12 protein-coding genes are annotated in these 12,767 nt (G+C 67.9%); 6 read left to right on the forward strand and 6 right to left on the reverse strand.

Features of this window, described 5'->3' with window-relative positions:
- Window positions 1-15: 15 nt before the first annotated feature.
- Both B840_RS11915 and B840_RS11920 read right to left on the reverse strand, forming a co-directional pair.
- A complete protein-coding gene (locus B840_RS11915) occupies window positions 16-2,256 on the reverse strand; it encodes a transglycosylase domain-containing protein (RefSeq protein ID WP_042622313.1) in 2,241 nt (746 codons plus the stop codon).
- Between the two features lie 107 nt (window positions 2,257-2,363).
- A complete protein-coding gene (locus B840_RS11920; protein ID WP_169745282.1) occupies window positions 2,364-2,738 on the reverse strand; it encodes a DUF5318 family protein in 375 nt (124 codons plus the stop codon).
- Window positions 2,739-2,907: 169 nt separating this feature from the next.
- On the opposite strand from B840_RS11920, the gene B840_RS11925 reads away from it, so the two are divergent.
- Genes B840_RS11925 through B840_RS11940 form a run of 4 tightly spaced genes read left to right on the forward strand, consistent with a single transcriptional unit; the run spans window position 2,908 to window position 6,049 of the window.
- Window positions 2,908-3,999: an inositol-3-phosphate synthase gene (locus B840_RS11925; protein ID WP_042622315.1), complete on the forward strand. Its 1,092-nt coding sequence runs from the start codon at window positions 2,908-2,910 to the stop codon at window positions 3,997-3,999.
- A 35-nt stretch (window positions 4,000-4,034) separates the two neighbouring features.
- Window positions 4,035-4,496, forward strand: coding sequence for a MarR family winged helix-turn-helix transcriptional regulator (locus B840_RS11930; protein WP_042622316.1), 462 nt, complete (start codon window positions 4,035-4,037; stop codon window positions 4,494-4,496).
- 49 nt (window positions 4,497-4,545) lie between these two features.
- Entirely contained in the window at window positions 4,546-5,496 is a 951-nt protein-coding gene (locus B840_RS11935) for a universal stress protein (RefSeq protein WP_042622317.1), read from the forward strand.
- A gap of 22 nt (window positions 5,497-5,518) precedes the next feature.
- Window positions 5,519-6,049, forward strand: a complete 531-nt coding sequence (locus B840_RS11940) for a hypothetical protein (protein WP_042622771.1) — start codon at window positions 5,519-5,521, stop codon at window positions 6,047-6,049.
- Between the two features lie 16 nt (window positions 6,050-6,065).
- Here the strand turns inward: B840_RS11940 and trhO are convergent, their stop codons facing one another.
- Genes trhO through B840_RS11950 form a run of 3 tightly spaced genes read right to left on the reverse strand, consistent with a single transcriptional unit; the run spans window position 6,066 to window position 8,859 of the window.
- Window positions 6,066-6,977: an oxygen-dependent tRNA uridine(34) hydroxylase TrhO gene (gene trhO, locus B840_RS11945; RefSeq protein ID WP_042622318.1), complete on the reverse strand. Its 912-nt coding sequence runs from the start codon at window positions 6,975-6,977 to the stop codon at window positions 6,066-6,068.
- The gene (locus B840_RS14075) at window positions 6,914-7,321 is read right to left on the reverse strand and encodes an Imm70 family immunity protein (RefSeq protein ID WP_084603033.1); all 408 of its coding nucleotides are present in this window, start codon (window positions 7,319-7,321) and stop codon (window positions 6,914-6,916) included. Before B840_RS14075 ends, trhO begins: the two co-directional genes overlap by 64 nt.
- 44 nt (window positions 7,322-7,365) lie before the next feature.
- Complete coding sequence (locus tag B840_RS11950) at window positions 7,366-8,859, reverse strand: DUF1846 domain-containing protein (protein ID WP_042622319.1); 1,494 nt, start codon at window positions 8,857-8,859, stop codon at window positions 7,366-7,368.
- 74 nt (window positions 8,860-8,933) lie between these two features.
- Between B840_RS11950 and B840_RS11955 the strand changes: the two genes are divergently transcribed.
- Together B840_RS11955 and B840_RS11960 are read left to right on the forward strand one after the other, a co-directional pair.
- Window positions 8,934-9,752: an Fpg/Nei family DNA glycosylase gene (locus tag B840_RS11955; protein ID WP_042622320.1), complete on the forward strand. Its 819-nt coding sequence runs from the start codon at window positions 8,934-8,936 to the stop codon at window positions 9,750-9,752.
- A gap of 10 nt (window positions 9,753-9,762) precedes the next feature.
- Entirely contained in the window at window positions 9,763-11,415 is a 1,653-nt protein-coding gene (locus B840_RS11960) for a bifunctional ADP-dependent NAD(P)H-hydrate dehydratase/NAD(P)H-hydrate epimerase (protein ID WP_042622321.1), read from the forward strand.
- On the opposite strand, the gene B840_RS11965 is transcribed toward B840_RS11960, so the two are convergent.
- Window positions 11,412-12,749: an MFS transporter gene (locus B840_RS11965; RefSeq protein WP_042622322.1), complete on the reverse strand. Its 1,338-nt coding sequence runs from the start codon at window positions 12,747-12,749 to the stop codon at window positions 11,412-11,414. The genes B840_RS11960 and B840_RS11965 overlap by 4 nt on opposite strands.
- Window positions 12,750-12,767: the final 18 nt, after the last annotated feature.

The following is a 12,767-nucleotide window of genomic DNA, read 5'->3' on the forward strand; positions in this document are numbered from 1 at the left end:
CCTTCTGACTTTCTGCTAGTTGGGCACTTCGATGGTCAGGCCGGGCAGGATCTCGATCTCACCGTTCTCGTCGGGGGTCGGCAGCTGCGGCATCGGGATCGACTGGGCGGGCGGCTCCGCCGGCGGCTCGACGGCCGGAGCCTCCTCGACCTCCTCCGGGGCGGGCTCCGGCTCCGGCTCCGGCGCGGGGGCGGGTGCCGGCGCCGGCACCCGGGCGGGCGCGGGCGCCCGCACCGGAGCGGGGGCCGGGGCGTAGCGCATCCCGTTGCCGCCGGAGGGGATGCCGGTGCCGAAGTTGATGGGGCCGGGCGCCGCGAACTGGAGGATCTCCTTGTCCTGGTGGGCGCCGTCCATCGCCGCCTTCCAGATGCGGGAGGGGGAACCGGAGCCGAACATGTTGCCGCCCCACTCGTTGAAGATGGCGGAGGTGTTGTCGGCGGTGCCGACCCACACGGCCGTGGCCAGCTGCGGGGTGGCGCCTACCATCCAGGCGTCCTTGTTGTTGCCCGTGTCGCCGAGCTGTGCGGTACCGGTCTTGGCCGCGGAGGGGCGCCCGCCTGCGAGGGCGTTACCGTTGGAGAACGCGGCGATCGGTTGCATGGCGTAGAGCAGGTTGTCGGCGACGACCTCCGCGACGCGGCGCTCACCCTGCCCGGACTCATGCTGGTAAAGCAGCTCGCCGTCGCCGGTCTCGACCCGCTCGACGAAGTAGGTCTGGTGCCACACGCCACGGTTGGCCACCGTGGCCAGGGCGGTGGCCATGTCGAGGGGACGGGACTGGTACTGGCCGAGGATGATGCCCTCGTAGGGCTGCGCGCCGTTCTCGGTGAGGGTCTGCGGGACACCCGGGAGAGACTCCGCAACGCCCAGGGCGTGCGCCATGTCGGCGGTGTCCTGGGTGGTGTTGTTCAGGTCGTCCTGAAGGCGGATGAAGCTGGTGTTGTAGGAGTTCTTCAGGGCCTCTGAGAGGGTGGTGTATCCGGCGCTGCCGCCGTCCCAGTTCTCCACCACGATGTTGCCCGGAAGCGTCACCGGGGAGGAGTCGTACATCGCCGTCAGCGGGATGCCCTGCTGGAGGGCGGCGGCCAGACCGAAGATCTTGAAGGTCGAGCCGGTCTGCAGGGCCGCGTTGCCGTAATCCCAGCCCGCGGCGTCCTCGCCGCCGTAGTAGGCGCGGACGGCGCCGGTGCCCGGCTCGACGGAGACGGCTGCGGCGGCGGCGTCGTCCTGGAGCGGGGCGAGGTTGTTCTGCACCGCGTCCACCGTGGCGGACTGCGCCGCCGGGTCGATCGTGGTGGTGATGCGCAGACCCCGGGTGGTCACGTCCTGTTCGGTGATGCCGACGGCCTTCAATTCGTTGATCACGTGATTCTTGATCATGCCGTTGGTGCCGGTCGCCTCGGTGTAGGCGGAGTACTCGGCCGGGTCGCGGGTCTCGGGGTAGACCATTCCGTTGCGTTCCTCGGCGGGGAGGACCTCCATGTCGACCATGCCGTCAAGGACGTAATTCCACCGCTGCTCGGCGCCCTGCGGGTTGTTCCAGGGGTCCAGCTGGCTGGGCAGCTGGACCGTGGCGGCGAGCATGGCGCTCTGCTCGGGGGTCAGGTCCGTCACGGGCTTGTCGAAGTAGGCGTGCGACGCCGCCTCGACCCCGTAGGCGTTGCGCCCGAGGTAGACGGTGTTGAGGTAAGCGGAGAGGATCTCCTCCTTGGACCACTGGTTGGTCATCTTCACCGAGTAGACCAGCTCGCGGGCCTTGCGCACGTAGGAGTGGTCGTCGCCCACCAGCGCGTTCTTCACGTACTGCTGCGTGATCGTGGATCCGCCGCCGGCGGAGGTGTTGCCGGTGATCTGGCCGAGGACGGCGCGGCCGAATCCGGTGAAGGAGAAGCCCTGGTTGGTCCAGAACTCGCGGTCCTCCGCGGCGAGCACCGCGTTCTGCAGCGACTCCGGGACCTCTTCCAGCGACACCTGCCGGCGGTTACCCTCCGGCGGCACGACACGGGCGAGCTCGGTGGCGGAGTCGGAGGCGTAGATGGATGACACCTGCGCGGTCGTCAGCTCACCCGGTTCCGGGACGTCGACCGTGGAGTACGCCACGAGAAAAACGCCCAGGGGGATGAGGATCAGCGCAAGCAGCCCGCCGAGCACGGCCAGCAGAACCGGCCGGTCCCGGAGGTCCCGCTTGTCCTTCGGCTTCGACGCGGAACCTGCCCGGGTCGACCCGCGCGATGCGTTGTTCTTCTTCTCAGTCAAGTGTTGTCCCCGTTGCGATCACTGATGACGGTTGTTTCACCCGTGAACACTACTGCGCCTGATGCATGTTAGGGAAACATCCGGAACGTGAATTGGCGCATGTCTCCTCAGCCGGCGGTGGCGGTGGCGGCGGTGAGGAGATGGTTCCACCGGCACGCGGGGCACACCTCGACGATGTGGACGGTGACCTCTTTACCCGCGGCCACGATGGCGGCGATCTCCTCGTCGCTGCGCGCCGTGCCCGACTTACGGCCGAGGTGTTCGCCGTGAATCCACTGGACGATGCGCAGGTCCCCCGAACCGCAGACCGGGCACGGGTGGGTGGCGGGCACGCCGTGGTAGCGGGCGGCAGTGACCAGCAGGAAGTCCGCGTCGCACACGTCCTCGCGGGAAACCTCGTTGGCCCGCCAGCGGCGCAGGAGGTCCTGTCGGGCGAATCGGTGGGAGATTTCGTTGCGGTAGACCACATTTCCGGCAGGCACACCGCCACTCTACCGGGGAGCCCCGGCGGGGCTTCTTGATCGATACCGCCCCAACCCGACCACCATTCCCCGGACAGGTGCGCTTACGATGGGCTGTTGAACACGGGGCTTGCAGGCCCCCCTCTTCGACTCTCTTAGACAAGGCCTGCCTCAAGGAGTGAACGAATACATGAGCAAGGTTCGCGTAGCGATTGTCGGCGTCGGCAACTGTGCCGCATCGCTGGTCCAGGGCGTGGAATTCTATAAGGACACCCCCGCTGACGGAAAGGTCCCGGGCCTGATGCACGTCCAGTTCGGCGACTACCACGTCAAGGACGTGGAGTTCGTAGCCGCCTTCGACGTCGACGCCGCCAAGGTGGGCACCGATCTGGCCGACGCCATCGACGCCTCCATGAACTGCACCATCAAGTTCGCCGACGTCCCGGCCACCGGCATCACCGTCCAGCGCGGTCCGACCCTGGACGGCCTGGGGTCCCACTACACGGACTCGATCGAGGAGTCCGCGGACGCGCCCGTCGACGTCGCACAGGCCCTCCGCGAGGCCGAGGTCGACGTCGTCGTCTCCTACCTCCCCGTCGGCTCCGAGCAGGCCGACAAGTTCTACGCCCAGGCCGCCATCGACGCGGGCTGCGCCTTCGTCAACGCCCTGCCGGTGTTCATCGCCTCCGACCCGGTCTGGGCCCAGAAGTTCGTCGACGCGGGCCTCCCGATCGTCGGCGACGACATCAAGTCCCAGGTGGGCGCCACCATCACCCACCGGGTGATGGCGAAGCTCTTCGAGGACCGCGGCGTCCGCCTCGAGCGCACCATGCAGCTCAACGTCGGCGGCAACATGGACTTCAAGAACATGCTCGACCGTGACCGCCTGGAGTCCAAGAAGATCTCCAAGACCCAGGCCGTCACCTCCAACCTGCACGAGGGCCCGCTGGCCGGCAAGGTCTCGGACCGTAACGTCCACATCGGCCCCTCCGACTACGTGGAGTGGCTCGACGACCGCAAGTGGGCCTACGTCCGCCTCGAGGGCACCGCCTTCGGCGAGGTGCCGCTGAACCTGGAGTACAAGCTCGAGGTCTGGGACTCCCCCAACTCGGCCGGCATCATCATCGACGCCGTCCGCGCCGCCAAGATCGCCCTCGACCGCAAGATCTCGGGCCCGGTCCTCCCGGCTTCGGCCTACCTGATGAAGTCCCCGCCGGTGCAGATGGCCGACGACGATGCCCGCGCCCAGCTCGAGGCCTTCATCATCGGCGCCGAGGACTAGATGGTTTTCCGGGGAAAATGCCTAGGATCAACTCCATGACATCAACAACCCCGGAGGACATCGCCGCCCGGATCCGCCCGGCAATGACGAAGTTGTACGTCATGTACTTCCGCATTGCCGAGCAGTCCGACCTGACCGGCCCGCAGTTGTCGATCATGGCCAGGCTCAAGGACAACGGCCCCGCGCGGATCAGCCAGATCGCGCGGGAAGAGGGAATCCGCATGCCCACCGCCTCCAACGCGCTCCACCAGCTGGAGCAGCGGGAGCTGGTGGAGCGGATCCGCGACGAGCAGGACCGCCGCGGCGTGCGGGTCAGGCTCACCCGACTGGGAGTGAGCGAGCTCGAGCGGGTCGGCGAAGAACGCACGAAGTACCTCGCCGAGATGATCGGCACCCTCGGGGACGAGGACCTCGCGCGCGCCGGCGAGCTGGTGGACATCATCAACAAACTCGCGGACAGCTACGGCACGGACCTGATTGACACGAACAGCGGGTAAACGGGAATAATAGGGCGCGTAAACACCCCCCCGACTCTCCGCTGAAGGAATGGCGACTCCAATTCACGCTGCCACTGATGCACCTGCCCGCATCCTGGTCGCCTGGCGACCCGGATCCCCAGGCACCGAGGCCATCGACCTCGCGGCCTGGCTCAGCCGCACCGTCGACGTCCAGATCCGCGTCGTGTCCACCTTCCTCCGGCCGTGGCCGGCCGCCCCCCTTGGCCGTCTGGGCGGCAAGTACCGCAAGTGGTTCCGGAAAGAGGCCGAGGCCTGCGAAACGGCCGTGAAGCGGGCGCTGTCCGACGCGGGTGTCGACAAGGAGAGCTGGAGCGAGCAGGTCTCCGTCTTCCTCGACGGGCCCTCGGAATCCGTTCTGCTCAGCGACGCGGCGAACAGTTTCGACGCCCACCTGGTCATCCTCGGTTCCGACGCAGCCGCGCCCAAGGGACGCTTCCTCGCCGGATCCACCGCGGACGCGCTGCTGCACTCCTCCCCCAAACCGCTCGGGCTCGCCCCCCGCGCGGTCAAACTGGCCAAACGAGGGGTCACCCGCGTCAACTACGCTTTCCTCGAGAGCGAGATCGACGAGAATGACCCTTCCCTCCACTTCGCCGCGCAGCTGGCCGACAGTTGGGGCGTGGATCTGCGTGTCCTCGCGTTCTCCCCTTCCGGTCTGGCCGACCAGCCTTTCCACGACAAGTTCGACTTCAGCCGGGAGCTCGTCGACGAGTGGCGCGAGCATTCCCTCGCCGTCCTCGACCGCTCCCACGATGTCATCGCGGACCTCTTCCCCGACCTGGCCGTCGAGTCGGAGATCGGCTCGGGCAAGGGCTGGCAGGGAGCGATCGACGCATTGAAGTGGAAGAAGGGCGACCTGCTGGTCCTCGGCTCCACCCCGCCCGGCACGCTGGAGCGGGTTTTCGTCGGCTCCACCGCCACGGATTTCCTCCGCCACGTCCACGTGCCCGTCCTCATCCACCCCGCGCACCGGTATTGACGCGGAGACTATGGTGGTGGGCATGAATGGAAGTGACCCGGATAAGAAACCGCCGCAGCGTGGCGGCCGTCGCTTCGGGAACTTTCTCGAGCACCCGGAAAATGACCTCGCCGACGACGCCGACTTCGCCAACCGGCGCCCCCCGACCCCCCGGACCGCGGAGGAACTGGCCTCGTCCACCGATCCGGTCCTGCAGGCGGACCGGAACCGGCAGTCGACGCGCCAGGCCCTGACCTGGCTCTTCGGCACGATCATCCTCACCGTCGTCGTGGCGTATCTGCTCGCCTGGGTCGCCCGGCTCATGGGCGGCCCTGCCTGTGATGCGGGCGAGGCCGTCTGGCTGTGCTCGCGTTCCGCCCAGATCTGGTGGCCCATCGCCACCAGCCTCATACCCGCCGCGGGCATCATCGGCTGCGCGATCATCATGGTGCGCAAGCTCAACAGCTTCACCAGGTGGCGCCCCTGGATGGGCGTGTTCTGGGTGCTCATTCCCTTCGCGATGATGTGGATGCTGCAGACCTGGCAGATCCTGGTGCTCGCTCTGAGCGACTAGGACAGGCCAGGAACGGCTAGTTCGCGGCGGCGGCCGCCACCTCGGCGCAGTCCGAGCGACCGCAGTGCGCGGTCGCCGGCTGCGCCGCACACGATTCGCACACCAGCGCCTGCTTCCGGCAGGTGTCCTCGTTGATGCAGTTGATGAAGTTGTTCGTGTGGTCGCCGCAGTGGACGCAGTGGCCGAGCTTCTTGTAGTCCTCGCCGAACTCCATGTGCATCCGCTTGTCGAAGACGTAGAGTGAGCCCTCCCACAGCCCCTGGTTGCCGTATTTCTCGCCGTAGCGGACGATGCCGCCGTCGATCTGGTAGACCTCCTGGAAACCGCGGTTCTTCATCAGTGCGCTGAGCACCTCGCACCGGATGCCGCCGGTGCAGTAGGACACCACCGGGCGGTCTTTCATCCAGTCGTATTTGCCGGACTCCAGTTCGGCGATGAAGTCGTGGGTGGTCTCTACGTCCGGGACGACCGCGTCACGGAACCGGCCGATCTGCGCCTCCAGGGCGTTGCGGCCGTCGAAGAAGACGACGTCGTCGCCGCGGGCGTCGACAAGCTCGTTGACCTCCTCCGGTTTGAGGTGCACCCCGCCGCCCATGACGCCGTCCTCGTCGACCTTGATCTCCCCCGCCGCGTTGAAGGCCACGATCTCGTCGCGCACCTTCACGGAGAGCTTGGGGAAATCCTCCGCGCCGCCCTCGGACCACTTGAACTCCATGTCGCGGAAGCCCGGGTAGTCGCGCGTCTTGCGGATGTAGCGCTTGCACGCGTCCATGTCGCCGCCCACGGTGCCGTTGATGCCGTGCTCGGAGATGAGGATCCTGCCCTTCAACCCGAGGGATTCGCAGAGGTCGCGCTGCCAGAGCATCACTGCCTGCGGATCGGAGATCGGGGTGAAGCGGTAGTAGAGGAGAATTTTGCTGATGGCCACGGAAAGGAGTCTATCGGGTGCTCTTCCGTCGCCACTCGAGGAGGCGGTAGCGCTGATTCCGGGACGGCTCCGGCGGACGCCGGGATGCTGACAATCTCGAAAAGCAGATCCTGCCCCTCCGACGTGGTGTAGAGATGCGCACAGGATGTCACGACAGGGCTGAGGTTACCCGACCAGGGACCTTTTTTGTTCAGGTCCTTCTGGTCAAACACCGCCAGGCTCGGAGGAACCTGCGAGAGAGCATCGCGAATAAGGTTGAACTGACGAGCAGTCTCCTCACCCAGACCACTCGGACAAAATCCGGACTCCAGGAAAACAATCGCCAGAGGGGCCTCATCCTTCATTCCACCCGAGCGAAGGTTGATGGTGGAAAGAAAAGCAGCGCAGATCAGCGCTTCCGGTAGAGCGACTTCCGCCAGTACTCCGGCTCCGAGGTGACCAGCACGCCGAGGTTGCGGAAGATGTCCTCGTCCACCGAGCCGAGGATGGTGGTGGTGTGCGCCTCGCTGCCGCGCAGGTCCTTCAGCGCGGCCAGGGCCCGGCGGGACTCCTCCGATCGGGCTGCGGAGACCGAGAGCGCGATGAGCACCTCGTCGGTGTGCAGGCGCGGGTTGCGCGAACCCAGGTGCTCGGTCTTCAGCGTCTGGATCGGCTCGATCGATTCCGGGGAGAGCAGGTGCAGCTCCGGGTCGATGCCCGCCAGGTGCTTGAGGGCGTTGAGCAGCATCGCCGCGGAGCAGCCGAGCAGCTCGGAGGTCTTGCCGGTGATGATCGTGCCATCCGCGAGCTCGACGGCAGAGCCGGGCTCGCCGGTCTCCTCGGCCACCGCGAGGGCGGGGGCCACGACCCGGCGGTCCTCCGTCGTCGTGCGCGCCTTCGACATGACCATGCCGATGCGGGAGGAGACGATGTCGTCGAGGTCCTCGCGGCGCTCCTCGACGAGCGCCTTGTAGTAGCGGCGCACGATCTCCTGGCGGGCGGCGTCGCGGCAGACCTCGTCGTCAGAGATGCAGTGGCCCGCCATGTTCACTCCCATGTCGGTGGGCGACTGGTAGGGGCTTTCCCCGGCGAGGGTCTCCAGGAGGGCCCGCAGGAGGGGGAACACCTCGACGTCGCGGTTGTAGCTGGTCACCTGCCGGCCGTAGGCCGCGAGGTGGAAGGGGTCGATGACGTTGATGTCGTCCAGGTCGGCGGTGGCGGCCTCGTAGGCCAGGTTGACCGGATGCTCCAGCGGCAGGTTCCAGATGGGGAAGGTCTCGAACTTGGCGTAACCGGCTTTCCCGCCCCGCTGGTACTCGTGGTAGACCTGCGACAGGCAGGTGGCGAGCTTACCGGAGCCCGGACCCGGCGCGGTGACGACGACCAGGTCGCGGGTGGTTTCGACATAATCGTTGACGCCGAACCCGTCCGGAGACACGATGCGCCGGATGTCGGTGGGGTAGCCGGGGATGACGCGGTGGCGGTAGACCTTCAGGCCGAGGCGCTGGAGCCTGTCCATGAACGCGTGGGCGATGGGGTTGTCGTCGGTCAGCTGCGTCATCACGACGTGCTCGACGAGGAAGCCGCGCTCCCGGAACACGTCGACGAGGCGCAGCGTGTCCTCCTCGTAGGGGATGCCCAGGTCGGCGCGGACCTTCTGGCGCTCCAGGTCCTTCGCGTTGAGGCAGACGATGATCTCCAGGTCGTCCTTGAGGCGTTCGAGCATCGCGATCTTGTTGTCCGGGGTGAAGCCCGGCAGGACGCGGGAGGCGTGCATGTCGTCGAAGAGCTTGCCCCCCATCTCCAGGTACAGCTTGCCGCCGATCTCCGCACGCCGTGCGTTGATGTGCTCCGACTGCATCTCGATGTAGCGTTCGCGGTCGAAACCGATCCTGTGCGGCATGGTGCCCCTTCTTTTCGACGTCGGCGGACTGACCCGTTCGACTCTACCGCGCGCCGGAACCCTAAACTGTCCCCATGCCCGAAGGCCATGTCATTCACCGTCTCGCCCGCGAGTTGAACTCCATCTTCGCCGGCCGGGAGCTCGAGGTCAGCTCACCGCAGGGCCGGTTCGCCGCGGAGGCCACGCTTCTCGACGGCCACCGGATCGAGCGTGCGGAGGCCGTGGGAAAGCATCTGTTCATCGACTTCGACGCCCCGCACCCCGCGCACATCGTCTACGTCCACCTCGGCCTGATCGGGCAACTGAAGTTCGAGGACGCGGCGTCGGCGGAGGGGCAGATCCGCCTGCGGCTGTCCGACGGCACCACAGCCGCCCACCTGCGGGGCCCGCAGTGGTGCCGGCTGATCACCGGGGAAGAATACGAGGCGACCCGGGCCAGGTCCGGCGAGGACCCTCTCCGCAGCGACGCCGACCCCTCCGCCCTCTGGCCGCGGGTCCAGCGCAGCCGGCGGAGCATCGGCTCCCAGCTCATGGATCAGAAGCTCTTCGCCGGCGTGGGCAACATTTACCGCGCGGAGACGCTCTTCCGCCTGGGTATCTCCCCGTTCCGCCCGGGCAACCGGCTGTCGAGGGCGGAGTTCGACAGCATCTGGCTGGACCTGGTGGGGCTGATGGCCGAGGGCGTGCGGACGGGGCGGATCGACAGCGTGCACCCCGAGCACACGCCCGAGGCGATGGGCCGCGAGCCCCGCAAGGACGACCACGGCGGAGAGGTCTACGTCTACCGCCGCGCTGGTCTGCCCTGCTACCTGTGCGGCACGCACGTCAGCCACCGGGTGATGGAGGGCCGCAACCTCTTCTGGTGCCCCGCCTGCCAGCCGGACGCCGACTAGCCTGGAGGCCATGAGCCTGCAGAGCCACGCTTACCCGGTCGACCTCATCCGCATCTGCGAGCAGGTGCTTCTCGACGCCCAGTCGACCCCCGACGAACTCATGCGCCAGGCGGCGCACGCCGTGGCCGCGGCCGCGGGTGTCATCGTCTCCGCGCCGGCCCCGACCATCCAGCACCTGCAGGCCACCGACCGACGTATTCTGCTGCTCGTCGGCGCGGGCGGCAACGGCGGCGACGCGCTCTACGCCGGTGCCGAACTCGTGGCGGACCACACCGTCGAAGCGGTGCTCCTCGGCCGCGGCGGGAGGGTCCACGAACGCGCCCTCACGGCGTTCCGGACCGCTGGCGGACATGTCGTCGGCGGCCTGCCGGAGGATCTGCGCCCTTATCGTCTGGTCGTCGACGGCGTCCTCGGCATTGGCGGGTCGGGGGGCCTGAACCAGGGTTTCGGGGAATGGTTGGAACGGGTCCGCGAACACCACAACATCCCGGTGCTCGCCGTCGACGTCCCGTCGGGGGTGGACGCCGACACCGGCGCCCTGCCCGAGCACCACGTCACCGCCGACGTCACCGTCACCTTCGGCTGCCTGCGCCGTGCGCACGCGGTGAGCCCGAGTTGCGGGGAGGTGGTGGTGGCCGACATCGGTATCCGGGGGCGGACGTTGAGCGAGGAGTTGCTGCGCCGGGTCATCCGGGGGGAGGCCAGCTACGTCATGGCGTTGCGCGCGGTCCCCTCCACGCGTTACGAGTGGCCACCGCTTCTGCGTCCTTTGATCGCCTACAGCAACAACGAGCCCCTGGAACCGGAGCCGGGGGACGACAAGTACTCCGGCGGGGTCGTCGGACTGTGCGCCGGATCCGCCACATATCCCGGCGCGGCTCTACTCGCGGCGACCGGTGCGGTGCGCGCGACCAGCGCGATGGTGCGCTACGTCGGCGGCCAGAAACTCGAGGTGGTCCGTGCCGTCCCGGAGGTGGTCATCTCCGACACGGTGGCCGAAACCGGCCGGGTGCAGGCCTGGGTGGTGGGCCCGGGCCGCGGCACGGACGAGGCCGCGGAGGCGGAGCTGGACGAGCTGCTCGCCCGCCCGGAACCGCTGCTCATCGACGCCGACGCCCTCACCCTCCTGGCCCGCAGTGCGCCGTTGCGCACCGCGCTGCGCGAACGGGCCTCGTCGACACTGCTCACCCCGCACGACGGTGAATTCCGCCGGCTCGCCGACGCGGTGGACGCGGCTGTCCCCGATCCCGTCGCCGACCGTCTGGGCGCGGTGCGCGCCCTCTCCGACGAGTTCGGCTGCGGGGTACTGCTCAAGGGCAGGCACACCGTCATCGCCCTGCCGGGCACGCGTCTGGGGATGTACGCCTTCGACGCCGGTTCATCCTGGGCCGCGACCCCCGGTTCCGGCGACGTGCTCGCCGGCATTGCGGGGGCCTGGCTGGCCAGGGCGGCCGCCTGGTTGGAGAGGATGCCGGTGGAGCCCGAGCAACGGTTCCCCACCGAGCTGCTCGGCGCCTGCGACGCCGTGCAGGTCCATTCGACGGCGGCGTGGCTGGCGGCGCAGACTCCGGACGGGCCGGCGCCTACGTCGGCGTCGAGAATCGCCGGAGCCGTGCCGCAGGCCACGGCACGGCTGAGTCATCCGGAGTTTCTCGGGCGTTAGTGCAGGGACTTGCCCTGGATGCCCTTCGGAACGTTGAGCACGGCGATCAGGGAGATGACCGAGATGACCGCGATGTAGATGCCGATGGACATGGAGGTCCCGGTGGCGTCGAGAAGCAGGGCCGCGATCATGGGGGCGAACGCGCCGCCGATGACCGAACCGATGGCGTAGCCGATGGAGACGCCCGACAGGCGGACCTGCGCCGGGAACATCTCCGCGTAGAGCGCGGACTGCGGACCGTAGGTGGCGCCGAGGAGGACGCCCAGGATCACGACGGCCAGAGCGAAGAGGAAGGCGTCGCCGGAGTCGATGAGCAGCCACGTGGGGATGGCCCACAGGATGGAACCGACGTAACCCACCGCGAAGGTCTGCTTACGGCCGATCGTGTCGGAGAGGGCGCCGAAGACCAGGGTGGAGATGATCCAGGCGATGGCGCCGAGGGAGGTGATGCCCAGGACCGTGGTGCGCTCGTGGCCGATCACCTGGGTGCCGTAGGACACGAAGTAAGCGATGGCGAGGTAGCCGGCGGCGTTGACGCCCGCGAAGATCAGGGCGGCGAGGAGGACCAGCTTCCAGTAACCCTTGAACAGCAGCGACAGGGGCGCGGAGGACTTCTTCTTCAGATCCTCGAGCTCCGAGAAGACCGGGGACTCCTCGACGAGGCGGCGGATCCAGAAGCCGACGATGATCAGGACCAGGGAGGAGACGAACGGGACACGCCAGCCCCAGTCGTTGAACTGTTCGGTGGTCAGCGCCGCGGAGAGCACGAGCATGAACAGGGTGGCCAGGAGCATGCCGGCCGGCACTCCGACCTGCGGGAATGCACCGTAGAAGCCGCGTCGGCCCGTCGGTGCGTGCTCAACGGCCAGCAGTGCGGCACCGCCCCACTCACCGCCCGCGGACAGTCCCTGGAGGATACGCAGGAGCACCAGGATGATCGGTGCGGCGACGCCGATGGCGGCGTAGGTGGGCAGCAGGCCCATGGCGACGGTCGCGCCGCCCATGCCGAGCAGCGTGATCACCAGGACTGGTTTGCGGCCGAGCCGGTCGCCCAGGTGGCCGGCGATGACCGCGCCCAGGGGGCGGAAGAGGAAGGAGATACCGAGCGAGGCCCAGGCGATGACCTGAGCGACCACTGGGGAGTCGTTGGATGCGGGGTTGAAGAACTGCGTGGCGAAGATCAGCGCCGCCGCCTGGGCGTAGATGAAGAAGTCGAACCACTCGATGGTGGTGCCGACCATGGCGCCGGCGAGAACCCGCCGGTGCTCCGGGGTGATCGGCGTGGGTTCCGTCGAGGACACAGCCGTACCGGGGGCCAGGGTGTCGTTGCTCATCTCGGTGGACTTTCTGTG

Source organism: Corynebacterium marinum DSM 44953 (assembly GCF_000835165.1).
Taxonomy (GTDB): domain Bacteria; phylum Actinomycetota; class Actinomycetes; order Mycobacteriales; family Mycobacteriaceae; genus Corynebacterium; species Corynebacterium marinum.

Bases quoted from the DNA above. Each gene is read 5' to 3' on its own strand.
- B840_RS11925 (WP_042622315.1), top strand. From the start codon at position 2,908: ATGAGCAAGGTTCGCGTAGCGATTGTCGGCGTCGGCAACTGTGCCGCA.
- B840_RS11930 (WP_042622316.1), top strand. From the start codon at position 4,035: ATGACATCAACAACCCCGGAGGACATCGCCGCCCGGATCCGCCCGGCA.
- B840_RS11935 (WP_042622317.1), top strand. From the start codon at position 4,546: ATGGCGACTCCAATTCACGCTGCCACTGATGCACCTGCCCGCATCCTG.
- B840_RS11940 (WP_042622771.1), top strand. From the start codon at position 5,519: ATGAATGGAAGTGACCCGGATAAGAAACCGCCGCAGCGTGGCGGCCGT.
- B840_RS14075 (WP_084603033.1), bottom strand. From the start codon at position 7,321: ATGAAGGATGAGGCCCCTCTGGCGATTGTTTTCCTGGAGTCCGGATTT.
- B840_RS11950 (WP_042622319.1), bottom strand. From the start codon at position 8,859: ATGCCGCACAGGATCGGTTTCGACCGCGAACGCTACATCGAGATGCAG.
- B840_RS11955 (WP_042622320.1), top strand. From the start codon at position 8,934: ATGCCCGAAGGCCATGTCATTCACCGTCTCGCCCGCGAGTTGAACTCC.
- B840_RS11960 (WP_042622321.1), top strand. From the start codon at position 9,763: ATGAGCCTGCAGAGCCACGCTTACCCGGTCGACCTCATCCGCATCTGC.
- B840_RS11965 (WP_042622322.1), bottom strand. From the start codon at position 12,749: ATGAGCAACGACACCCTGGCCCCCGGTACGGCTGTGTCCTCGACGGAA.